Raw genomic sequence first — 22,408 nt, 5'->3', positions numbered from 1 at the left:
TACAGGCCCGGCTTTGCGGGCAAGTGTGCAACTCGGACAGCGGCCATCCCATATTCGGACAGAGGCCACCCCGTACGAGGAGGGCTCATGAGGACGCACGGGACGCGACTGAACACCGGACGGTCGGATCTGGACACCGGACCGCCGGACGTGGACACGGGACCGCCGGACCTGGACACGGGACCGTCGGACGGAGCGGTCTTCGACAAGCGGCCGGAGGCCGTCGCCCACGCTCGGGACTTCGCCCGCGCCTTCGTGGACAGGCTCCGCCCGGCCGTGGAGGCCCAGGACGTCGTGAGTGTCGAACTCACGGTGTCCGAACTCGTCACCAACTCCATACGGCACGCACGCGGGACATCGTGCTCCCTGCGGCTGCAGGCACAGCCGGACGGCATAGCGGTGACGGTCGGCGACGCCGACCCGCGACCGCCGCAGGAGCGGGCGCCCGACCTGGCGGGCGGCACCGGCGGATTCGGCTGGCCCATGGTCCAGCACATGGCCAGGACGGTCACCGTGACCAGGGGCCCGAACGGCAAGACCGTCCGGGCCGTCCTGCCCCGGTAGCGACGGCCCGCAGCGCCGTGCGATGAGGCGTACGGCATGAGAGCGTGCGGGCGGGGCAGGAGGGGTCAATGGACGACCTGTCTCAGCTACTCCAACAGACCATGCGCCGCCGTCATTTGACGCCCCAGGCGATCGCGGACAAGACCGGCATCCGCACTCCACGCATCCGGGCCTTCGCGGAGGACGGCGCCGACGGCCCCGTCCGCCCGACCGACGAGGAACTGGCGGAACTGGCCGGCGCCCTCGCACTGCCCGCCATCAAGGACGCCGCGCGGCCCACGGCCGCGGCAACCTCCCCTTGACCTCGGAGACCCTCATCCCGTGGACAATTCGCCCACGTCTGAGGCATGTTCACCGGGCACATACAGGGTGGATCACCCCGTCGGAGGGGTAACTCCGCGGCTAACAGACGCGCGGACCGTGCGGGAGCGGTTCATGCCCCGGAGCCGCCCCTGGGGGTGCACCATGCGGAAATTCCTGCGCAGGCCCGGATACGGAACTCCTGCGGACCGCGGCGCGCAAGGTGCCGCCCTCCCTGGCGACCCCCATCAGCGTGCCGCCGACACGGCCTGCCCGGAGCGTGCCGCGGGCCACGCAGAGGCCGCCGCGCCGCCGCCCCCGCGCCCCGCGGACGGCTCGCTGTCCGGGCCCGCCCTGCGCCGGGCCGCCGCCGAGTTCGTCCGCCTCCACCACGGCGAGGCCCGCCGCGGCGCCCCCGAGCCACGGATCTCCCAGGTGTTCGCCGAGATCGCGGAGACAGGGACGTACCGCCACACTCACGAGGAACTCGTTTTCGGCGCCCGGCTCGCCTGGCGCAACGCCGCCCGCTGCATCGGACGCCTCTACTGGCGCTCCCTGCGCGTCCTGGACCGCAGGGAGCTGACCGGCGCCGAGGAGATTGCCACCGCGTCCGCTGATCATCTGCGGGAGGCCGTCAGCGGCGGGCGGCGGATCAGGCCCCTCATCACCGTCTTCGCGCCCGACGCGCCAGGCCGCCCCGGGCCCCGCATCTGGAACGAACAGCTCATCCGGTACGCCGGATACGAGCGGCCCGGCGGTGGTGTCGTCGGGGACCCGCGCAACGTCGGGATCACCGCGTTCGCGCGCGGCCTCGGCTGGCCCGGCGGCCCCGGCACCCCCTTCGACGTGCTGCCCCTGGTGATCCAGGGCACCGACGGGGCACCCCGCTGGTTCCGGCTGCCGCCCGACGCCGTGCTCGAAGTGCCGATCGAGCACCCCGACCACCCCTGGTGGGCGGAGCTCGACCTGCGGTGGCACGCCGTCCCCGCGCTGGCCTGTATGTGCCTGGAGATCGGGGGAGTCTGCTACCCCGCCGCGCCCTTCAACGGCTGGTACATGGGTACCGAGATCGGCGCCCGCAACCTCGCCGACAGCGACCGCTACGACCTGCTGCCGCGCGTCGCCGAACGGCTCGGGCTCGACACGGCGAGCGACCGTTCGCTCTGGAAGGACCGCGCCCTCGTCGAGCTCAACCGGGCGGTGCTCCACTCCTTCGACCGGGCCGGTGTCACCATGGCCGACCACCACACCGAGTCCCGGCGCTTCCTGACCCACCTCGGCCGGGAGGAGAGCAAGGGCCGCACCGTCGGAGCCGACTGGTCCTGGATCGTGCCTCCGCTGTCCGGCAGCGCGACCCCCGTCTTCCACCGCACGTACGACCTGGTGGAGCGGCACCCCGCCTACGTCCACCACCCGGAAGCCCTCGCGAGGACGCGCGGCGAGAGCCGGGGCGCCTTGGTCTAGACCGACTGCTAGCGTCTGCCGCACGAGCGCCCCCGGACACGGCGCTCGGTCGAGAGTCGAGAGGGGAACGCAGTGGTCGGCATGCACGGCGAAAGGCACGACAGTCAACGGGCGTACATCGGGTCCTTCACCGCGGCGGGCGGTGCCGGGATCCTCACCGCCGCCGTCGACGCGGACAGCGGCGCGCTGACCGTTCTCGGCGCCACGGACACCGTCGCCGACCCCTCCTACCTCGCTCTTTCGGCCGCGGGCGACATGCTCTACGCCGTCAGCGAGACGTCCGACGGGGCCATCGCCGCGTACCGCCTGGAAGGCGACAAGCCCGAGCAGACCGGGCCGCCGGTCGCCGTCGGCGGGGCCGCGCCCACGCATCTCGCCCTGCACGCGGGCCACGTCCTCACCGCCAACTACGGCTCCGGCAGCGTCAGCGTCGTGCCCGTGCGCCCCGACGGCAGCCTCGCGCCCGCCCTCTCGGGCGTCCTGGAACACACCGGCGCGGGGCCCCACCCGCAGCGCCAGCAGCGGCCGCACGCCCATCAGGTCCTGCCCGACCCGAGCGGCCGCTGGGTGGTGAGCGTCGACCTCGGCACCGACTCCGTACGCGTCTGTGAGCTCTCGGCGGCGGGCGAGCCGTCCCTGCACCGCGAGATCGCGCTGCGGCCGGGTTCGGGCCCGCGGCATCTCGCGTTCCACCCGCGCGGCGATCGTGCCTACGTCCTGAACGAGCTCGCCCCCACCGTCACGATCTGCGCCTGGGACGCCGCCGAAGGGGTCCTCAAGCCGCTCGGCGAGGCGGCCGTCCTGCCGGGCCCCACGAACGGCGACGGCGAGGCTTTTCCCTCCGAGGTCGTCATCGCCCCCGACGGGCGCTTCCTGTGGACCGCGACCCGCGGTCAGGACGTCATCTCGGTGCTCGCCCTCGACGAGGCGGGGACACGGCCGCGGCTCACCGCCACCGTGCCGTGCGGCGGCCACTGGCCGCGTGACCTGGCCATCGACCCGTCGGGGCGCTTCCTGTACGCGGCCAATGAGCGCTCCGGCGACGTGACCTGGTTCACCGTGGACCCGGAGACGGGCATTCCGCGGCGCGCGGGCTCGATCGAGGCCCCGGCCGCCTCCTGCGTGATCTTCAACTGAACCACCGCGCCCGCGTACGCCGATGGGCCCGCCCCCTGCATCAGGGGGCGGGCCCATCGGCGTAACGGCATCAGTTCTGCCGGCGCGGTGCGGTCAGTGGACCGGCGCGCCCGACGGCTGCGGGGCGATCCCGAGGGCCGACGTGTACTTGGAGAGGGCGAGCTTGCCGATCGCCGGGTAGGCGCCGAGCGACTCGGCGACCGAGCAGCCGGCCTCCTTGGCGGCCGCGTCGAGCAGGCTGCCGTCGATCTCGGGACCGATCAGGTACGGGGCGAGCGCCAGCTGCGTGGAACCGGAGCCGCGCAGCTCCTCCGCGGTGCTCGCGATGGCGCCCTCCTGGTCGAGCGCGGCGGCCATCACCGGCACCGCGAGGCGGGCCGCGAGCAGCATGCCGGTGATCCCGGCGGCCTGCACGGCCTCCTCGCCGCCGACCGTGGCGAGGACGATGCCGTCCGCCGCGGTGGCCACCGTGAACAGGCGGGCGCGGTCGGCGCGGGCCAGACCGGCCTCCGAGAGGCGCACGTGCAGCCCCTCGGCGAGCAGCGGGTGCGGGCCGAGGACGTCCGTCAGCTCGGCGGGGGCGCGGCTGTCCATCACGGCCTGGCGCACGCGCCGCATCAGCGCGTTGTCGGGGCCCGCGAGGAGGGGCACCACGACGGCGACGGGGCCGTCGGGCTCGGCGACGTCCGCCCCCGCGGCGCGCGCCTGCTCATAGCGTGCGGTGCGCTCGGTGGCGGCGCGCGCGAGCACGGAGTGCAGCGAGGGGAACTCCGGGAACGACGTGGTCGTGGCGTCCTCGGTCCCGTCGAGGTACCCGATGCGGGCGTCGAGGCCGGGCAGCTCGGAGCGGGCGATGCTCACGACCTCTTCGGCGAGGCTGCGCGTGGCGCTGCTGGGTACGCCCGGTACGGCGAGAACGAGCGCGGGCGCGTTCTCGGGAGCCGCCACGGGCTCCGGGCGGCGGTGCCGACCGGGCTGGCGGGGTCGCGGCATTCGTACGGGCAGGCCTGATGCGGGCCCGGTGGGGGAGCTCATGGCCCCGCATGCTACTGGTCCACGGGGCTTCGCTGTTCGGGGAGGGTACAGGTGGGCGGTATAAGTCCGGTTTTGTCTTATGAGTTACGTAAAGCTCAACTGTCATATTCCGGAGTGGTCATCCGGAGTGGTCATCCGGAGTGGTCATCCGGAGTGGTCATCCGGAGTGGTCATCCGGAGTCGTCATCCGGGGCGGTCAACTGTCGTACTCCGTGTGCACGGTGAGCATGCGCGGGTCGAGCGGCAGGCGCAGCCGGTCCGCGGCGAGATCGGCGGCGATGCGCACGGCGCCGTCCAGCGGGTCACCGGCGGCCGGCACCAGTCGTACGTGCCGCAGGCGCCCCTTCAGCTCCGCGCGCACCGGGCGGAGCAGCGCGTCGCCCATCTTGAACAGGCCTCCGGTCAGGGCGACTTCGGGCCGCTCGCTTTCGGTCACCGCGCCGGACGCCGGGCAGACCGCGGCCGCGGCTTCGGCGATGTGCCGGGCGGCGTCCCGCAGGATCGCCCCGGCCACGGGGTCGTCCGGAGCGCAGCGCGACACTTCGGGTGCGAAGGAGGCGAGCATCGCGGGCCGGTCCGTGCGGGGATAGAGCTGTCCGGGGAGTCCCTGCGCGGGGCCGAAGAGCTCCTCGGCGCGGGCGAGCAGCGCCTTCGACCCGTGGCGCCTGCCGTCGAACGCCCGCATCGCCGCTTCGAGGCCCGCGCGGCCGATCCAGGCGCCACTGCCGCAGTCGCCCAGGAGATGCCCCCAGCCGTCGGCGCGGTGCCAGGCGGCCAGGTCCGTGCCGATCGCGATCATGCCGGTGCCCGCGGCGACGACCGCGCCGGGGCGGTCGCCGAGCGCGCCCGCGTACGCGGTGACGGCATCCGCGGCGAGTGCGATGTGCCGTACGCCCAGAGCCTGGTGCAGCGCGGTCGGCAGTTCCGCGCGCAGGTCGTCACCGAGGGTCGCCATGCCTGCGGCGCCGATGGCGACGGCCGTCACCCGCCCTCCGCCCGCCCGCTCCAGCAACTCCCTTGCCATGGGCACCAGTTGCTCCGTGAAGTGCCCGGCGTCGATGCCGCGCTCGCCGGTGGGCACCGGCTCCTTCGAGCTCACCGGGGGCGGGCCGCCCGCACCGTCGAGGCCACCGAGGGCGACCCGCATCCCCGAGCCGCCCGAGTCCACCCCGAGTACACACGGGGCGTCCGTCACGGAAGCCGCCAGTCCACCGGCTGCCCGCCCTGCTGGACAAGCAGGTCGTTGGCCCGGCTGAAGGGGCGCGAGCCGAAGAAGCCGCGGTCCGCCGACATGGGCGACGGGTGCGACGACTCCACCGACGGCAGCGGGCCGAGCAGCGGCCGCAGATTGCGGGCGTCACGCCCCCACAGGATGGAGGCGAGGGGGCGCCCGCGTGCGGCGAGCGCCTTGATGGCCTGCTCGGTGACCTCCTCCCAGCCCTTGCCCCGGTGCGCGGCAGGACGCCCCGGGGCCGTGGTGAGCGCCTTGTTGAGCAGCAGGACGCCCTGCTGTGTCCAGGGCGTGAGGTCGCCGTTCGACGGCGGCGCGATGCCCAGGTCGGAGCCCATCTCGCGGTAGATGTTGATGAGGCTGCCGGGCAGCGGGCGCACCTCGGGCGCGACCGAGAACGACAGCCCCACCGCGTGCCCGGGGGTCGGATAGGGATCCTGCCCGACGATCAGCACCCGCACCTCGTCGAAGGGCTGTTGGAACGCCCGCAGGACGTTCGGCCCGGACGGGAGGTAGGTGCGTCCCGCGGCGATCTCCGCGCGCAGGAAGTCCCCCATCTCGGAGATCTTCCCGGCGACGGGTTCGAGGGCCTTCGCCCAGCCCGCTTCGACGATTTCATGCAAGGGTCGTGGTGCCACGGCGTCACCCTACTGCCGTAAAGGGGGCGTCGATCAACCGATGGCCGCCGCCCTGACGCACAGTACGTCGGGCAGGTGGGACGCCAACTCCCGCCAGCTGTCGCCGTCGTCCGTCGACGCGTACACCTCGCCGTTGCGATTGCCGAAGTAGATGCCCGCGGGATCCTGGTCGTCGCTGCACATCGCGTCGCGCAGCACCGTGCCGTAGTGGTCGCCCGCCGGGAGGCCCGCGCTGAGCGGCTCCCAGCTCTTGCCCGCGTCGGCCGTGCGGTAGACGCGGCACCGGTGGTCGGCGGGGACGCGGTCCATGTCGGCGTTGATCGGGAAGACGTAGGCCGTGTCCGCGCGGTGGGGGTGGGCGACGGCGGCGAACCCGAAGTCGGAGGGCAGGCCCTCGCCGATGTCCGTCCAGTGCGCGCCCGCGTCGTCGCTGCGGAACACGCCCCAGTGGTTCTGCAGATACAGGCGGTCCGGGTCGACCGCGTCCCGCGCGACTTTGTGCACGCACTGGCCGAACTCCGGGTTCGGGTCCGGCAGGAAGACCGCGGACACGCCGTTGTTCGACGGGGCCCAGCTCTGTCCGCCGTCCAGGGTGCGGAAGACTCCGGCGGTGGAGACGGCGACCGTCACCGCGTCCGGGTCCCGGGGGTCGGTCAGGATGGTGTGCAGGCCTTCGCCGCCTCCTCCCGGCACCCACTGGGCGCGCGTGGGGTGCTCCCAGAGGGGGCGTACGAGCTCGAAGGTCTCGCCCCGGTCCAGCGATTTGTAGAGGGCGGCCGGTTCCGTGCCCGCGTACACGACGTCCGGTTCGGCGGCTGCGGGGTGCAGTTGCCAGACCCGCTCCAGGGAGGCTTCGGTGTCCTTGGGGAACTTGACCGGCGCCTTGGGCGGTTCCGTCCACGTCCTGCCGAGGTCGTCGGAGTGGAAGACGGACGGGCCGAAATGGGAACTGTCGCCGCCCGCCAGGAGACGAGGAGTGTCGCCCCGGGTGTCGATGGCCACCGAATAGATGGCCTGGGCGTTGAAGTACGGACTTTCGTCGAACTGCCAGGTGCTCGCGCCGCTGTGCTTGCGGCCGATGAAGAGGCCTTTGCGGGTGCCTACGGTCAGGATCATCTCGGCCATGGTGGCCACCTCCGGGACGTCGTTGTCTCAGGTATGGCTCAGTCTGCACCCCGGCACTGACAGTGACCCCCGGGCCGGACGTCTCCGCAGGTCGGTGCGGGTGTGGCGGAGGTGTCGCCCGCCCTTGAGGCCTTGCTACGACCGCCCGGTCCCGGACAGTTCCGCGGCCACCCGTGAGATCGTTTCCGGCCCCACCCGGCAGCAACCCCCGATCAGCCGTGCCCCCGCGTCCCGCCAGCCCGCGACCCGGCCCGCGGTGAAGTGCGCCGGGCCCCGCCACGTCCTCGCGGCCGCGTCCCACGTCTCGCCGCTGTTCGGGTACGCCACCACCGGCTTTCCCGTGATCCGCGCGGCGAGGCGCACCGCCGCGTCCGCGTCCTGCGGGTCACAGCAGTTGACGCCGACCGCGAGGATCTCCTCGGCGTCGGCGGCCAGCGCGAAGGCCTCCGTCAAGGGCTGGCCCGCCCGCGTGTAGCCGCCGGAGACGGTGTACGAGAGCCAGGCGGGCACGCCCAGCCCGCGCACGGCCCGCAGCAGGGCCCGCGCCTCGTCCGTGTCCGGCACCGTCTCCAGGGCCAGGACGTCCGGCTCCGCGTCGGCCAGGACCTCCAGGCGCGGGCGGTGGAAGCGTTCGAGCTCGGCCACCGTCAGGCCGTACCGGCCCCGGTACTCGGAGCCGTCCGCGAGCATCGCGCCGTACGGTCCCGCGGACGCGGCCACCCACACCTCGCGCCCGGCATCCGCTCCCGCGTCGCGGGCCAACTCCACGCTCAGGCGCAGCAGTTCCGCAGTGCTCACCGCGTCGACGCCGTGCTTCGCGAAGCCTTCGAACGTCGCCTGATAGCTCGCCGTGGTGGCGATGTCCGCGCCTGCCTCGTAGTACGCCCGGTGCGCCGCGGCGACGGCCCCCGGCTCGTCGGCAAGCAGCCTCGCCGACCACAGGGCGTCGCTCAGGTCGTGCCCGGCGGCCTCCAGCTGGTTGGAGAGGCCGCCGTCGAGCACGAGCGGGCGGCGGGTCAGGGCATCCGCGAGTTTCACACTGCCGACGCTAGCCGAGGCGCGGACAGGGGGAAGTGGCACGCGACCTGGTGTCCCGCACTGTTCGGGGTGGACACCGGCGGCTCCGTGGTGGCGCACACCACCTGGGCCAGGGGGCACCGGGTGCGGAAGCGGCAGCCCGACGGGGGCTTCGCGGCCGACGGCGTCTCGCCCTCCAGGGGAGTGCGGCCTGGGCCCTTGGCCGCCGTGGGGTCCGGCAGGTTGACCGTGTCGAGCAGCCCCCGCGTGTAGGGATGCAGCGGATAGGAGTACACCTGCGCGGCCGGGCCCGACTCGACCAGCTTGCCCAGGTACATCACGCCGACGGTGTCCGCGAGGTGGCGCACCACCGCCAGGTCGTGCGAGATGAACAGATACGTCAGGCCGCGTTCCCGCTGCAGCTCCCGCATCAGGTTCAGGATCTGCGCCTGCACGGAGACGTCGAGCGCGGAGACCGGCTCGTCCGCGACCACCAGGTCGGGGGACAGAGTCAACGCCCGTGCCAGACCCAGACGTTGGCGCTGGCCACCGGAGAACTCGTGCGGGAAGCGGTGCACGGCGCCGCGCGGCAGGCCGACCGCGTCCAGGAGTTCGCCGATCAGCTTCTCCTGGTCGGCGCGGGTGCCGACACCCTGGATGACGAGGGGCTCCCGCAGGATCTCGCCCACCCGCATCCGGGGATCCATGGCGGCAGTGGAGTCCTGGAACATCAGCTGCACGCGCCGCCGGTGCGCCCGCCGCTCGGCCCGCGACATCTCTGCCGGGTCGTGCCCCTCGAAGCGCACCCGCCCGGCGGTCGGCTCCTCCAGGCCGGCGACGATCCGCCCGAGCGTGGTCTTGCCGCACCCGGACTCGCCGACCATGCCGAACGTCTCGCCCTTCCTGACCTCCAGGGACACCCCGCCGACCGCGCTCACCGTGCCCCGACGGCGCGAGAAGGCGCCGCTCTTGAGGGGGAAGTCCTTGACCAGAGCGTCGAGTTCGAGGAGCACGTCACCGGGTGCGCGCGGCGCGGGCACGGCCGGCGGGATCACGACCTCGTCCTCCGACGCGTTGTCCGGCACCGGATGGAAGCAGGCGAACCGGTGCTCGCCGCCCCGCACTTCGTCGTCCGCGAGCTGCGGCTCCCGCTCCCGGCACTCGTCCGACGCGAAGGTGCAGCGCGGCGCGAAGCGGCACCCCGTCGGGCGCACCGCCAGGTTCGGCGGAAGGCCCGGGATGGTGTGGAGCGCGGTGCCGCTGTCCGCGGCGCGCTCGGGGAGCGAGGCGAACAGCGCCTCCGTATAGCGGTGCCGGGGTCTCGCGAACAGGCCGCGCACATCGGCCTGTTCGGCGACCCTGCCCGCGTACATCACCGCGACCCGGTCGACCCGGCTCGCGATGACACCCAGGTCGTGCGTGACCAGGATCATCGCCATGCCGAGCCGCTCGCGGAGCCCGTCGATCAGCTCCAGGATCTGGGCTTGCGTCGTCACGTCCAGGGCGGTGGTCGGCTCGTCCGCGATGAGCAGTTTCGGCTCGCAGACCAGGGCCATGGCGATCGCCACGCGCTGGCGCATGCCGCCTGACAACTGGTGCGGATACGCCTTCATGCGCTCGGCGGGCTGCGGCATGCCGACCAGGCGCAGCATCTCCTCGGCCCGCGCCCACGCCTCTTTCCTGCTCAGCTCGGGGCGGTGCAGGACGAGTGGCTCGGCGACCTGAGCCCCGATCGTCATCGTCGGGTTCAGCGAGGTGAGCGGGTCCTGGAAGACCATGCCGATGGTGTTGCCCCGTACGTCCTGAAGGACCGGCGCGGGGGCCGCGGCCAGGTCCTGGCCGTCGAACAGGACGCGTCCGCCGGTGACTTCGCCGCCGGGCGGAAGGAGTCCGAGGACGCTGAGCGCGGTCATCGTCTTGCCGCAGCCAGACTCGCCCACGATGCCCAGGGCCTCACCCGGGGCGAGTTCGAAGGAAACGCCGTCGAGGGCGTGGACGGTGCGCTCGCGCGAGGTGATGTCGACGCGCAGATCTTCGATCTTGAGCAGAGGGTGGGTCATGTCTTGTACTCCCTTACTTCCGCAGCCGTACTTCGAACGCGTCCCGCAGCCCGTCACCGATGAAGTTGAACGCGGCGACGACCAGGACGATCGCGATGCCCGGCGGGAAGATCAGCCACCAGTAGCCGTTCTGGGTGTAGGTGATGCCGGCCGAGAGCATCGAGCCCCAGTCGGCCGATGGCGGCGGAATGCTCAGGCCCAGGAAGGCGAGATAGCTGACGTAGAGGATGGCGTCGGCGATCTGGAAGGTGCAGTTGACGATGACCGTGCCGATCGCGTTGGGCACGATGTGCTTGAACACGGCCCGCGCGCCACCGCCGCCCATCATCCGCATCGCCTGTACGTACTCGCGGTCGCGCAGCGAGAGCGCCTCGCCGCGCACCAGACGGGCGGGGGAGAGCCAGGCGACCGAGGCGATGATGACGATGAGGACGCCCTTGCTCGGCGTGATGATGGCGGCGACCACGACGAGCAGGAACATCGCCGGGATCGCGAGTGCCGCGTCCGTGATCCGCATCATCGCCGCGTCCACCCAGCCGCCGAAGTACCCCGCGACCGCGCCGTACACGGTCCCGAAGAGCGTCGCCAACAGGCCTGCCGCCAGGCCTATTTCGAGCGAGGTCTGCCCGGCGGCCATCAGCCGCCCGACCATGTCGTAGCCCAGGTCGGTGGTGCCCAGGAGGTGGCCGGGGCTGCCCGGCGCGAGATTCGCCTGGGAGAGGTCGGTGTGCACCTGCTCCGTGGGGTGGAGCAGCGGGCCGAGGTAGCTGAAGGCCAGGAGCAGCATCAGGACCACCACGCCCGTCAGGGCGAGCTTGTTGCCGGTGAAGACCTGGAGCGTTCGGCGGGCCAGCGAGGGCGTGGCCTGCGCCGCCGCCTCGTTCCCCGGGGCCGCCCCGGGGGTGACGTCTGCGGTCGCGGTACTCATGCCACGCTCCGGATCCGGGGGTCGAGGACGGCGTAGAGGATGTCGGTGAGCAGCGAGCCGATGACGGTGGCGACGCCGACGACGAGCGTCACGCCGAGCAGCACGGGGAAGTCGGAGCCCTGCGCCGCGTTCCAGAACAGCAGCCCCATGCCGGGGTAGTTGAACATCGACTCGACGACGAGCGCGCCGCTGAAGAGCGTCGGCAGATAGAGGCCGAGCAGCGTGGCCAGCGGAATGAGCGCGTTGCGCAGGACGTGGCGGACCATGATCCGGCGGCTCGACTGGCCCTTGGCCATCGCCGTACGGACGTATTCCTCGGTGAGGTTGTCGAGGACCGCCGAGCGCATGTAGCGGCTGAACATCGCCACGATGCCGAACGCCATGGTGACGACCGGGAGCACCAACCCCGTGAAGTCGCCGAGGAGTTCACCGACGCTCTCGCCCTGCGGTGCCTCCGCCGGGAGGATCGGCAGCACTTGCGCGAACACGATGATCATGATGAGGCCGAGGAAGAACACCGGCGTCGCGTAGAGGAGGAAGGCGAGCCCCGTCAGCGCGTAGTCCGACGCCTTGCCGCGCCGTACGGCCTGGAGCAGGCCGAGTGGGACGGCGATGACCACGGCGAGCGCGGTGGAGAGCACCGTCAGGAGCAGGGTCTTCGGCAGGCGCTGCTTGAGCAGCTCGAAGACCGGCGAGTTGAGCTTGAACGACTCGCCGAGGTCGCCGGTGAAGAGTCGCTTCAGGTACATCACGTACTGCGCGGGAAGCGAACGGTCGTACCCCTGCTGGTGGTTGAAGGTGTCGATCTGCTGCGGTGTGCCCTTGGGGCCCAGGATGGCGCGCGCGGGGCCGCCGGGCAGCATGTGGAGCAGTGTGAAGACGATGATCGAGACGAGGAACAGCACGACGAGCGCCTGAAGGAAGCGCTTGACCAGAAAGCCGGTCACTTGTCGGCTCCCTTCTTCTTGACGTAATACCAGTCCTGCGGCGCGAAGGTGACGGTCGGGTTCTGGCTGACGCCTCGCAAGTCGTTGCGGATGACGGAGACTTGGTAGGCGGGGTTGGGCATCCACATCACCGGCAGCTGCTCGGCGAGGTACTCGCCGTACTCGTGCACGGCCTTCATGTCGGGCGAGTACTGCACTCCGCGGATGATCCGGTCGGCCTTCTTGTCGCTGTAGTTGCCGAAGTTGGCCGAAGCGCCGGTGGAGAAGAGCTGCTCACCGCTCGGGTTGAGCGGGTAGTACCAGCTGCCGGCCGTGCCGAAGAACGACATGTCCCATGCGCAGCCGGGGTCCTTCGCCTTGCACGGAACGGAGTTGCCGAGCACCGAGTTCAGCGGCTGCTGACGCACGGTCAGGTCGATACGGCCCTTGGAGAGCGAGGACTTGAGCTCCTGCATCATGTTCGTGGTCTCGGTGGAGCCGGACTGGGAGAGCAGGGTGAGTTCGAGCGGTGCGTTCTTCGCGATGCCCTTGCCGCACTCGTCGGGGCCCGTTCCGGGGCGTACACAGCGGGCGGTCCCGTCCTCGGTCTTCCAGCCGTGCTCGGTGAGGAGCCGCTGGGCCTCGTGCACATCGAAGGGGTACTGGTTCTTCTCCATCGCCTTGGACAAGTACTGGCTCTTCGGCGTCACCGGCACCGGACCGAGCGTCGGCGTGGCGCTGCCCTGCCAGATGACGTCGCTCATCGCCTTCTGGTCGACGAGGTGCTGCATCGCCTGGCGGATGTAGAGCTGGTCCATCATCGGGCCCGCGTGCGTGGAGTTGAAGTTGTAGACGATGTACGTCGCCGCCCAGCCCTCCCAGGGGTCGACGCGGTAGCCCTTCTCCTCGAACTTCTCCTTCTGTGCCATCACCGACGGCGGGATGTAGCCGTAGTCGACGCCTCCCGAACGCAGCACGTTGTACTCGGAGTCGGCCGTGGTGAAGGGCTTGAAGACGACCTTGTCGAGGTGCGGGCGCTGCGACTTCGGGCCGGTGTACTTCTCGTTGGGCACGATGGTGACCTGGCCGCTGTCGCGCCAACCCGCCAGCTTCCACGGGCCGTTGACGGTCTTCCAGAGCGGGTCGGAGCCGTACGAACCCAGGCTCTTGGCGTGCCGCGTGAGCCGCGCGAAGACGGTCTTGGCGCCTTCCTTCGTGCGGTCCCAGTCGCCGACCTCGCCGCCGTCGGTCCTGGCGTCCCAGGCGTGCTGGGGGAGTGCCCGCATCAGCGTGAGCTGGTTGGCGGTGAACCAGTCGGGGTTGTACGCGCGGCTCAGGTGCAGGCGCACGGTATGGTCGTCGACCGTCTCGAAGCGCTTGACGTTGTCGGGCATCGTGCCGACCGAGTAGTTGCCCCAGCTCGTCTTGTTGGCCTTGACGAGGTTGAACCAGAACTCGATGTCGCGGGCCGTGACCGGCTTTCCGTCGGACCACTTCACGCCCTCGCGCAGCGGCACGGTCACGGTCTTGTTGCCGTCGCTGAACTCCGGCTCCAGACCGAGCGTGCTGGGGCCGTGCGTGGTCAGCTCGCCCTTCTCCTGCACGGCGTCGTACACCGGCATGAAGAGCAGCGACTGGATCCCGTAGTTGTACGAGGCGCCGTAGCCGGGGGCGCCGATCGGGAAGATCCAGTTCGGCGTCGCGGCGGGCGGCAGGGCCATCGTGGCGGTGCCGCCCTCGACCGGAGCGCCGCCGGTGGGGGCCATGTCGATACGGCCGCCCTCCTGCGTGCAGCCCGTGAGCGCCGCCGCGAGGACGAGCAGCGCTGCCGCCGCAGACCTGAGTGAGCGCATGGCGATGGGCCTCCAAGGGGTACGGGACCGGCCCCGTGCCGGAGAACGACGAGGCGGCGCCCGAACGCTAGGCCGCACGAGAAAACCAAGTCAATAGCTTCATTCGGCAAGAAGTCCCAAAGTCGGGAGGGTCTGGCCAACTTGCTTCGAAGAGATCTAGTGTTCGTCCCGATGTCGAACGAACAGATCGAAGTAACTGGGGGCGGCATGGCCGGAACACCGCACGGCGAACCGGGGTCGGCGCAGCACATCCTGCAGCTGGTCTCCTCGGGCGCCGCCTCCTCGCGGGCCGATCTCGTAAGGGAGTTGGGGCTCGCCCCCTCCACCGTGTCGCTGCGCGTACAGGAACTCGTCGCCGCCGGCGTGCTCACCGAATCAGGCGAGGGAGCCTCACGCGGTGGCCGCCGCCCCCGGCTCCTGCAAGTCCACGCGCAGGGCGGCGTCGCTCTCGCCGCCGACCTCGGCAGCCACCACGCCCGTATCGGCGTCGTCGACCTCGGCGGCACCGTCCTTGACGCCGTCGACCTGCCGCACGACATCACAGCCGGGCCCGAGTCCGCCGTCGACTGGCTCTGCGGCCAGGTCGCCGAACTGGGCGCCCGGCAGCGGGAGTCGGGCCGCGCGGTCCGCGCCCTCGGCGTCGCCTTCCCCGGCCCCGTGCGGCCCGGCGAGGGCCGCGTCATGAGCCCGTCCCGCATGCCCGGCTGGCACCGCTACCCGCTGCGCGACGTCCTCGCCGAACGCCTCGGCATCCCCGTCACCGTCGACAACGACGCCACGATGATGGCCGTCGGCGAGCACCGCACCGCGCGCCCGGGCCTCGACCACATGGTCGTCGTCAAGGCGGGCCGCGGCATCGGCAGCGGCGTCATCGTGGCGGGCCGCCCGCACGACGGCGCGGGCGGCTCCGCGGGCGACATCAGTCACGTACGCATCGAGGCGGCGGGCGACCGCCCGTGCAGCTGCGGCAACATCGGCTGTCTGGAGACCGTGGCAAGCGGCGCCGCCCTCATCCGCGAACTCGGCAAGGAGGGCGTCGAGGTGGCGGACACCACCGAGCTCCTGCGGCTGGTCGCCGACGGCGACCCGCAGGCCACCACCCTCGTCCGCACCGCGGGACGGCACATCGGCACGGTCCTCTCCGTCGTCGTGAACTTCTTCAACCCCCAGGCCGTCGCCCTCGGCGGCGTACTCGCCACCGCCGAACCGCTCGTCGCCGCCGTGCGCGGCGTCCTCTACGAGCGCTGCCTGCCCCTGGCCACCGCGGACCTGGAGATCACCACCACCGTGACAGGGCGCGACGCGGGCCTCCTCGGCGCCGGACTCACCGCCCTGCGCCAGAACCTCCCGATCACCCCGGCACCCCAGGAAGAGAGCGTCCAGGCATGACCACCCCCGCAACGAACCAGCGTCGCCTCCGCATCGGCATCGGCGGCATCGGCATCGAGTCCTCGACCTTCTGCCCGCACCGCTCCACCACGGACGACTTCCGCCGGACCCGGGGCCAGGACCTCCTGGACCGCTACACCTGGACCCAGCCGGACTCGGACCTCGCGTACACGGTCGAATGGGTGCCGCTCCTGCACGCGACCTCGCTGCCCGGCGGCCCGGTCGAGGCCGAGTCGTACCTGATCCTCAAGGACGAACTGGTCACGCGCATACGGGAAGCGGGCCCTCTGGACGGCCTCGTCTACGACATCCACGGCGCGATGAGCGTCATCGGCCTGACCGACGCCGAGGCCGACCTGACGGAAGCGGTCCGTGCCGCCCTCGACGCCGTGGGCACCCCCGACGGCGGCCGCCCGATGATCTCGACCGCCATGGACCTGCACGGCAACGTCTCACGCCGGTTCGCCGAGCCCGTCGACCTGCTCACCGCCCACCGCCTCGCCCCGCACGAGGACGCCTGGGAGACCCGTGAGCGGGCCGCACGCAATCTCATACGCTGCCTGCGCGAGGGAACCCGGCCGCACCGCGCCTGGGTCCAGGTGCCGGTGCTCCTGCCCGGTGAGAAGACCAGCACCCGCCTGGAGCCCGCCAAGTCCCTCTACGCCTCGCTCGCCGACATCGAGAAGCTGGACGGCATCCTCGACGCCGCGCTGTGGGTCGGCTACGCCTGGGCGGACGAGCCGCGCTGCAAGGCCGCGATCGTCGTCACCGGGGACGACCCCGAACTGGCCGCCGCCGAGGCCGAGAAGCTTGCCCGTCGCTACTGGGACGCGCGCCGCGACTTCGTCTTCGTCGGCCCGACAGGCGGCGCGGAGGAGTGCATCGAGAAGGCGGTCGCGTCGGCCAAACGACCCTTCCTGATCAGCGACTCCGGCGACAACCCCACGGCGGGCGGCGCAGGCGACCTCGCGTACATGCTCGGCAAGCTCCTGGAGAACGACGCCATCCGCTCCGGGAAGGTCACCGCCGTCCACCCCGGCATCACCGACCCGGTCGCCGTCGCCCGCTGCTTCGAGGCCGGAGTGGGCGCCGAGGTCACCCTGAGCGTGGGCGGCAAGGTCGACGCGAACCACGGCGGCCCGTACGAACTCACCGGCACCGTCACGGCGTTGCAGCGCGCGACCGAGCAGAAGGACCGGGCGGAGGGAGGCGCCTACGACCGTGGCGTCGACATGGCGGCCGTACGGACCGGTGGCGTGACCGTCATCCTCGTCGAGCGCCGCAAGCCCTTCCACACCCTCGCGGACTTCATGGGCCCGGCGGACGGCGGCCTCGGCATCGACCCGCGCACCTTCGACCTGGTGGTCGTCAAGATCGGCTACCTGGAGCCCGAGCTCTACGGCATGGCCGCCGACTGGCTCCTCGCCCTCACCCCGGGCGGCGTCGACCAGGACCTGCCCCGGCTCGGCCACCACCGGGTGGAGCGCCCGCTCTACCCGTTCGACGAGGCCGCGCACGACGACGGGGCGGGCCCCGACCTGACACCCACTCAGCTGGGGTCGCCCGGCAGGTGAGAAGGGGCTTCACCGGCGGGAACGCTTCTGCGAAGGTGATCCCTCCGAGCCGCGAACCCGTACGGAGGAGCCCCCGTGAAGCGTGCCGCCACCCTGTCCGCCCTGGTCTGTCTGCTCGCCGTCACGGCCGCCGCGCCCGCGTCCCCCGACGCCGGGCGCGGCAAGGACCGCCACCACGGCAGCCTCCTGGACTCCGTGCCGAAGTCGGGGGTCCTCAAGGTGTGCACGACCGGCGACTACCGCCCGTTCACGCACCGGGACCCCGCCGACAAGACGTACAGCGGCGTCGACATCAAGATGGCCGAGGACCTGGCGGAGAGCCTCGATGCCAAGCCCAAGTACGTGGCCACGACCTGGGCGAACCTCGCCAAGGACGTCGCGGCGGGGCGCTGTGACATCGCGGTCGGCGGCGTCTCCATCACCCTGCCGCGCGCCCGTCAGGTCTACTTCAGCGAGCCCACCCGCGAGGACGGCAAGACGCCGATCGTGCGCTGCGCCGACAAGGAGAAATTCGGCGAGGGCACGCTCAAGGACATCGACAAGCCGGGCACCACCGTCATCGTCAACCCCGGCGGCACGAACGAGCAGTTCGCGCGCGAGAACATCAAGCAGGCCACGATCAAGCTGCACCCGGAGAACACCACGATCTTCAAGGAGATCATCGCGGGGCGGGCGGACGTGATGATGACGGACGCCAGCGAGACCCGCTACCAGGCCAAGATCCACCCCGAACTCTGCTCCCTGCACCCCGAAAAGCCCTTCACCTTCTCCGAGAAGGCATACGCACTGCCCCGTGGGGACGAGGAGTTCAAGGAGTACGTCGACCAGTTCACGCACCTGGCGACGCACGACGGGACGTACGCGGGATACGAGGCGGAATGGATGGGTCCTGCCTCGGGGTCCTAGCCGCTCCCGGCCGTTTCCGGTCCGGGGTTATCCCTGAGCCCGTCCCCGATGTCGCGGCAGCGCCGCCGCTCTACCTTCCTGGGCATGGCTTCCTACCGTGAGCGGTGCATCCACAGCAGGCAGAGCGGTCGACTCGCCTCGACCACCACCGCCGACATCGACGAGCTCGTGGCCGGGCTCAAGGACCGGCCGCGCGTGGTGCTCCACTTCCACGGTGGACTCACCGACGACATGCTGGGGTTCGCCACCGCCGAGCGGCTCGCGCCCATGTACGAGGCGGCGGGCGCCGAGCCCGTCTTCTTCGTGTGGAGCAGCGGGCTCCTGGAGACCCTGCGGGGCAACCTGCCGCAGATCCTGAACGAGAGCGTCTTCCGCACGCTGCTCAACAGGGTCACGCGTTACGCCACCGGCACCGTCTTCCGGGAGCCGGGACAGCGAGCCCTCGGGGCGGTGACCACCCCTTCCCCGAGGGCCGTAGCAGCCGAACTCGCCCAAGTACGAGCGGGGCAGGAGCCTTACGCGCGGCTGACCGCCCCGCATGAGGTGCCCCCGCTGAACGAGGTCGAGCAGAGGCAGATCGCCGCCGAGCTCTCGGCGGACACCGAACTGGCCGAGCGCACACGGGAGATCGTGAACTCGGTGACGCCCCAGGCCGGGGCCGAACCCACAGAGCCGGTCGCCGCGGCGCGAGACATCATCGGGGGGCGTGCCGCGGCGGCCACACTGATGTCACCGGACGTCGTGGCCGACCTCGCGGACAGGGCGGGCACGGGGGAACGTGCCCTGGTGAGCACCGCGTTGATCGTGCGCAAGACCGTGCGGGTCGTGGCGGCCGTCGTAGGCCGCTTCCGGCAGCGCAACGACCACGGGCTCTATCCGACGGTCGTCGAGGAGATCCTCCGCGAGTTCTACCTCGCCAACGTGGGCGCCGCGATCTGGGGCGCGATGAAGCGGCAGACCGCGGACACCTTCGCCGCAGCGGACGACGAGGTCCGCGCCGGACGGTACTTCCTGGACCGGTTCGCCGAGCTGCTCGCCGCCGGCACCCGCCCCCAGGTGACCGTCGTCGGCCACAGCGCGGGCGCCGTGTTCATCAGCAACCTCCTCGACGACCTCGTGCGCAGGCGCGCCGCGGAGAACGACCCCCTGCCCGCCGACTTCCGGCTGCGTGACGTGGTCCTCCTCGCGCCGGCCTGCACGGTGGCGCAGCTCGCGCCGGTCGTCCGCCGACAGGCCGAACTCTTCGACCGGTTCCGGATGTTCACCATGACCGACAGGGCGGAGCAGGCCGACCACCTCGTGCCGTTCCTGTACCCGAGGTCGCTGCTGTACTTCATCTCCGGAGTCCTGGAGCGCGGGCCGTCCGGGCAGTCCGTGGTCACGCCGATCGCGGGCATGCAGCGCTGGTACCTCGACTCCGCCGCCCCGGGACCCGGCTCCGACGACCTGCGGGGCTTCCTGCGGGCGGACTCCGCGCGCACGGTCTGGTCGCCGGGCCTGGACGCGGGGGCGCGCAGCCACACCGCGTTCGACGACGACCCGCAGGTCCTCGCGAGCGTGGCGGCGATGCTCGCGGACTGACGGCGCGAGGACTGAACGTAGGGGGAGAGTCCGATGAACGACCTGCACTACGCCGTGGTCGTAGGCATCAACCGTTATCCGGCCATCAGTGACCTTCAGGCCGCGCGGGGTGATGCGGTCCGGTTCCGGGACTGGCTCGTCGACCCCGAGGGAGGCGATGTGCCCGAAGGCAACGTCACGCTGGTCACCGCCACCGAGGAGCAGGAGCGCGTCGCCGACTTCATGAGCGCCGTACCGACCAGAGAGAACGTCGATCTGGCGCTCTACCGGGCGAACATCGCGGTCCAGCTGGCGATACAGGACCGGCCCGAGGAGGAGTGGGAGGCCGCGAGGCAGCGGACCCGTCTCTACTTCTTCCTCGCGGGGCACGGATTCCTGACGCCCCCGAACAGCACCGCCCTCCTGATGGCCAACGCCGCCTTCGACCTGCTCGGCAACCACCTCGCCGTGGGCCAGTACCTGGACTGGTACGAGTCGTCGTCGCCGTTCCGCGAGATCGTCTGCTTCGCGGACTGCTGCCGTACGAGCAGCGGCAACGGCTCCATGTTCCCCTTCGGGCCGCCCTTCACCTCGACAGCGGGGGCGCTGGAGAAGGTCGACTGCTTCGTCGGGTACGCCACCTCGCAAGGCGACCCGGCCTACGAGGAACAGAACGCCGAACCCGACCTGGCGCGCGGGCACTTCACGACCGCGCTCCTCGACGGCCTCGGCGGTCGCAGCGCCAACCGCAAGGGGCTCATCACCTCCGACAGCCTCGCGGACTACGTCGTACGGCATGTGGAGGACCGCACCAGGCACCTGCTGGTCCCGCAGCAGCCCAGGTTCGTCAAGGGCAGCGCTCCGATGGTCTTCGCCCGTGACGTGGAGAACGGCATGCCAGCCGTCACGCTGCGCTTCCCTGACGGATTCCGGGGCTGGGTGCAGCTGCGCGGCGGCGACCCCGACGAGCCACCGCTCAGGCTGCTCGTCGACGCCACGGAACGCGTCGAGAAGCTCGCCCCGGGCCTGTACCGGGCGACGCCGGAGAGCTTGACGGCGGACGACTTCCAGAACCGTGGATTCTTCGAGGTAATGACAGGCGGTGGGAATGGTGTCCAGCTCTGAAGAGCGGCGGCGCGTCCGGGAGGAGGCGGCGAAGGAGCGGCGGCGCGCCCGGGAGGAGACCGCGAAGCGCGTGCCGTTCGTCGTCATACCGGACACCCCGTCGGTCCTCGTCACCGTCACGGACTCCGCGTTCCACGAGGTGGCGCACGCGATGGGCACCATCGACACGACGCTGCCGCCCGGCATCTACCGCATCGAGCAGCGGTTCGGCGGCGAGGTGGAGAGCCGGTTCGTCGAGGTCGGCACCGAACCCTTCGTCGAGCGGCTCGCGCTGCCCCGCATGCCCACGGCCACACCGGTCGAGGGCACCCCCACGACCTGCGAGGACCACCGCGCCGCCGCGATGCGCTGGAGCGCGGAGGCGACGCACGGCGGGGGCCCGCCGACCCTGATGGTGCTCATCCGCAACCTGCGCCGGGGCTGGCAGCTCGACCCGTTCGCCCTGGAGGTCGCCGACGAGCACGGCGTGCCCGTGGACGGCGGCGCCGGGGGCTGGGAGCCCTCCGGAGGACAGGAGTGGTCGGCCTGGAGCGGCGAACTGCCGCCCGGCGGCTACCGGTTGAGGACACGCAGGCAGCCCGCCGACGGGTTGCGCCTCGCGCAGGCGCTGCACGTCCTTGACGGGTGGACGACCTTGGTGTTCGTGAGCAACGGACCGCAGGGCCCGCAGCCGCAGTTCGCCTCGATCCAGATGGTGCCCCAGGGCATCGGGTGGCAGCCGGCGGACCGCACCCTGGACCTCGCCCTGGAGGCCGCGCTCTCGGGGCTGCGGCAGGGGATCGACCTCGTGTCGACGCGGCAGCTGCACGGCCTGCTCGACGCACGGAGCGTCAACCCCTTCCTCGGCATCATCGGGGCCCATGCCCTGCTGCTGCACCCGACCCCCGATCTGGGGCGGATCCGCGGCATCCTGGACCGACTCGTCAAGTACGCCCCCGACCAGCCGGACATCGCCGCGCTGCGCACCCTGCTCGGTGAGCCGGTGCCGCCGGTCGCGTCACCGCCCATGCTCGCGGCCTCCTGCCGCCTCCTGGTCCGGGCGGACTCGGCCGACCCGGGCATCCTCCAGGACGGTTCGGTGGCCGAGAGCGCGGCGGAACACATGGTCGGGCGCGGCGTGTGGACGACCTGGCTTGAGCAGGAGCCCCGGCCGGGCATCGCGGCGCGGGGCGGCCTCGTCGCGCCGGTGGCGGGGGACGTCCTCGCGGCGAGGCGGTCCCGGCTCGTCGATCCGGTCGACAGGGTCCAGCGCTACGTGTGGGAGATCGCGAGTGTCGAGGACAAGAGCGTGGACGACGTACTGAGCAGCATGGAGGCCAAGGACCTGTCACGGATGACCGGCCTGCCGCACAAGGCGGTCGACAGGGCGATCGAGGAGCTCAGGAGGCCGCGAGGGGAGTGATGCAGGGGGAATGAAGGGGGGAAAGGGGGAACGCGGTGACGGCCCCGGGAGGCATCGCCTGCCGGGGCCGTCACCGTTACCGGCGTCCCCGTACCGCGCTCGGCACCCCCGTGACCGTGCGTGGCGGAACGTCGGTGGCCTGCCGACCGCGTCCCCCAACACGGCCGGCAGGGG

General features: G+C 71.6%; 19 protein-coding genes. 10 read left to right on the top strand and 9 right to left on the bottom strand.

Annotated elements, in window-relative coordinates; all coding sequences use genetic code 11:
- Positions 1–87 precede the first annotated feature (87 nt).
- From E5671_RS10085 to E5671_RS10070, 4 genes are all read left to right on the top strand, one after another.
- Positions 88–564 (top strand): ATP-binding protein, encoded by a 477-nt coding sequence (locus E5671_RS10085; RefSeq protein ID WP_160503508.1) that lies wholly within the window; start codon positions 88–90, stop codon positions 562–564.
- A gap of 68 nt (positions 565–632) precedes the next feature.
- Positions 633–866 carry an XRE family transcriptional regulator gene (locus tag E5671_RS10080; protein WP_160503507.1) on the top strand — a complete coding sequence of 78 codons (234 nt, stop codon included), beginning with the start codon at positions 633–635 and terminating at the stop codon, positions 864–866.
- Between the two features lie 163 nt (positions 867–1,029).
- Positions 1,030–2,328, top strand: coding sequence for a nitric oxide synthase oxygenase (locus E5671_RS10075; protein WP_160503506.1), 1,299 nt, complete (start codon positions 1,030–1,032; stop codon positions 2,326–2,328).
- An 81-nt stretch (positions 2,329–2,409) separates the two neighbouring features.
- Positions 2,410–3,465, top strand: coding sequence for a lactonase family protein (locus E5671_RS10070; RefSeq protein ID WP_160503505.1), 1,056 nt, complete (start codon positions 2,410–2,412; stop codon positions 3,463–3,465).
- 93 nt (positions 3,466–3,558) lie between these two features.
- Here the strand turns inward: E5671_RS10070 and E5671_RS10065 are convergent, their stop codons facing one another.
- The 9 genes from E5671_RS10065 to E5671_RS10025 form a co-directional block, all read right to left on the bottom strand.
- A complete protein-coding gene (locus tag E5671_RS10065) occupies positions 3,559–4,500 on the bottom strand; it encodes a sirohydrochlorin chelatase (protein WP_160503504.1) in 942 nt (313 codons plus the stop codon).
- A gap of 196 nt (positions 4,501–4,696) precedes the next feature.
- A complete protein-coding gene (locus E5671_RS10060) occupies positions 4,697–5,695 on the bottom strand; it encodes an N-acetylglucosamine kinase (RefSeq protein WP_336605723.1) in 999 nt (332 codons plus the stop codon).
- On the bottom strand, positions 5,692–6,369 hold the full coding sequence (locus tag E5671_RS10055) for a uracil-DNA glycosylase (RefSeq protein WP_160503503.1): 678 nt from the start codon (positions 6,367–6,369) through the stop codon (positions 5,692–5,694). Before E5671_RS10055 ends, E5671_RS10060 begins: the two co-directional genes overlap by 4 nt.
- Before the next feature lie 33 nt (positions 6,370–6,402).
- Entirely contained in the window at positions 6,403–7,494 is a 1,092-nt protein-coding gene (locus E5671_RS10050; protein ID WP_160503502.1) for a WD40/YVTN/BNR-like repeat-containing protein, read from the bottom strand.
- A gap of 135 nt (positions 7,495–7,629) precedes the next feature.
- Positions 7,630–8,532 carry a homocysteine S-methyltransferase gene (gene mmuM / locus E5671_RS10045; RefSeq protein ID WP_336605722.1) on the bottom strand — a complete coding sequence of 301 codons (903 nt, stop codon included), beginning with the start codon at positions 8,530–8,532 and terminating at the stop codon, positions 7,630–7,632.
- Positions 8,529–10,571: an ABC transporter ATP-binding protein gene (locus tag E5671_RS10040; protein WP_160503500.1), complete on the bottom strand. Its 2,043-nt coding sequence runs from the start codon at positions 10,569–10,571 to the stop codon at positions 8,529–8,531. The genes mmuM and E5671_RS10040 overlap by 4 nt, the downstream gene beginning before the upstream one ends.
- A gap of 13 nt (positions 10,572–10,584) precedes the next feature.
- Positions 10,585–11,499: an ABC transporter permease gene (locus E5671_RS10035; RefSeq protein WP_160503499.1), complete on the bottom strand. Its 915-nt coding sequence runs from the start codon at positions 11,497–11,499 to the stop codon at positions 10,585–10,587.
- Positions 11,496–12,446, bottom strand: coding sequence for an ABC transporter permease subunit (locus tag E5671_RS10030; RefSeq protein ID WP_160503498.1), 951 nt, complete (start codon positions 12,444–12,446; stop codon positions 11,496–11,498). Before E5671_RS10030 ends, E5671_RS10035 begins: the two co-directional genes overlap by 4 nt.
- A complete protein-coding gene (locus E5671_RS10025; RefSeq protein WP_160503497.1) occupies positions 12,443–14,278 on the bottom strand; it encodes a peptide ABC transporter substrate-binding protein in 1,836 nt (611 codons plus the stop codon). The genes E5671_RS10030 and E5671_RS10025 overlap by 4 nt, the downstream gene beginning before the upstream one ends.
- 171 nt (positions 14,279–14,449) lie before the next feature.
- Here E5671_RS10025 and E5671_RS10020 point away from each other — a divergent pair, with 171 nt between their 5' ends.
- From E5671_RS10020 to E5671_RS09995, 6 genes are all read left to right on the top strand, one after another.
- Positions 14,450–15,667, top strand: a complete 1,218-nt coding sequence (locus E5671_RS10020; protein WP_237330146.1) for an ROK family transcriptional regulator — start codon at positions 14,450–14,452, stop codon at positions 15,665–15,667.
- The gene (locus E5671_RS10015; RefSeq protein WP_160503496.1) at positions 15,664–17,241 is read left to right on the top strand and encodes a M81 family metallopeptidase; all 1,578 of its coding nucleotides are present in this window, start codon (positions 15,664–15,666) and stop codon (positions 17,239–17,241) included. The genes E5671_RS10020 and E5671_RS10015 overlap by 4 nt, the downstream gene beginning before the upstream one ends.
- A 75-nt stretch (positions 17,242–17,316) precedes the next feature.
- On the top strand, positions 17,317–18,147 hold the full coding sequence (locus E5671_RS10010) for a transporter substrate-binding domain-containing protein (RefSeq protein WP_160503495.1): 831 nt from the start codon (positions 17,317–17,319) through the stop codon (positions 18,145–18,147).
- Between the two features lie 84 nt (positions 18,148–18,231).
- Positions 18,232–19,728, top strand: coding sequence for a hypothetical protein (locus E5671_RS10005; RefSeq protein WP_160503494.1), 1,497 nt, complete (start codon positions 18,232–18,234; stop codon positions 19,726–19,728).
- A gap of 33 nt (positions 19,729–19,761) precedes the next feature.
- Positions 19,762–20,832 carry a caspase family protein gene (locus E5671_RS10000; protein ID WP_160503493.1) on the top strand — a complete coding sequence of 357 codons (1,071 nt, stop codon included), beginning with the start codon at positions 19,762–19,764 and terminating at the stop codon, positions 20,830–20,832.
- Positions 20,816–22,234, top strand: coding sequence for a hypothetical protein (locus E5671_RS09995; RefSeq protein ID WP_237330145.1), 1,419 nt, complete (start codon positions 20,816–20,818; stop codon positions 22,232–22,234). The genes E5671_RS10000 and E5671_RS09995 overlap by 17 nt, the downstream gene beginning before the upstream one ends.
- Positions 22,235–22,408 lie beyond the last annotated feature (174 nt).

Origin of the sequence: Streptomyces sp. BA2 (genome assembly GCF_009769735.1) — a bacterium.
In the GTDB taxonomy this organism is placed as follows: domain Bacteria; phylum Actinomycetota; class Actinomycetes; order Streptomycetales; family Streptomycetaceae; genus Streptomyces.
Note: the sequence above shows the minus strand (reverse complement) of the source record. Positions and strands in the feature narration are given on the sequence as shown.

Coding starts and splice junctions, on each gene's coding strand:
- E5671_RS10080 (WP_160503507.1), top strand. CDS start 633: ATGGACGACCTGTCTCAGCTACTCCAACAGACCATGCGCCGCCGTCAT.
- E5671_RS10025 (WP_160503497.1), bottom strand. CDS start 14,278: ATGCGCTCACTCAGGTCTGCGGCGGCAGCGCTGCTCGTCCTCGCGGCG.
- E5671_RS10050 (WP_160503502.1), bottom strand. CDS start 7,494: ATGGCCGAGATGATCCTGACCGTAGGCACCCGCAAAGGCCTCTTCATC.
- E5671_RS10070 (WP_160503505.1), top strand. CDS start 2,410: ATGCACGGCGAAAGGCACGACAGTCAACGGGCGTACATCGGGTCCTTC.
- E5671_RS10040 (WP_160503500.1), bottom strand. CDS start 10,571: ATGACCCACCCTCTGCTCAAGATCGAAGATCTGCGCGTCGACATCACC.
- E5671_RS10005 (WP_160503494.1), top strand. CDS start 18,232: ATGGCTTCCTACCGTGAGCGGTGCATCCACAGCAGGCAGAGCGGTCGA.
- E5671_RS10065 (WP_160503504.1), bottom strand. CDS start 4,500: ATGAGCTCCCCCACCGGGCCCGCATCAGGCCTGCCCGTACGAATGCCG.
- E5671_RS09995 (WP_237330145.1), top strand. CDS start 20,816: ATGGTGTCCAGCTCTGAAGAGCGGCGGCGCGTCCGGGAGGAGGCGGCG.
- E5671_RS10035 (WP_160503499.1), bottom strand. CDS start 11,499: ATGAGTACCGCGACCGCAGACGTCACCCCCGGGGCGGCCCCGGGGAAC.
- E5671_RS10075 (WP_160503506.1), top strand. CDS start 1,030: ATGCGGAAATTCCTGCGCAGGCCCGGATACGGAACTCCTGCGGACCGC.
- E5671_RS10000 (WP_160503493.1), top strand. CDS start 19,762: ATGAACGACCTGCACTACGCCGTGGTCGTAGGCATCAACCGTTATCCG.
- E5671_RS10085 (WP_160503508.1), top strand. CDS start 88: ATGAGGACGCACGGGACGCGACTGAACACCGGACGGTCGGATCTGGAC.
- E5671_RS10020 (WP_237330146.1), top strand. CDS start 14,450: ATGTCGAACGAACAGATCGAAGTAACTGGGGGCGGCATGGCCGGAACA.
- E5671_RS10015 (WP_160503496.1), top strand. CDS start 15,664: ATGACCACCCCCGCAACGAACCAGCGTCGCCTCCGCATCGGCATCGGC.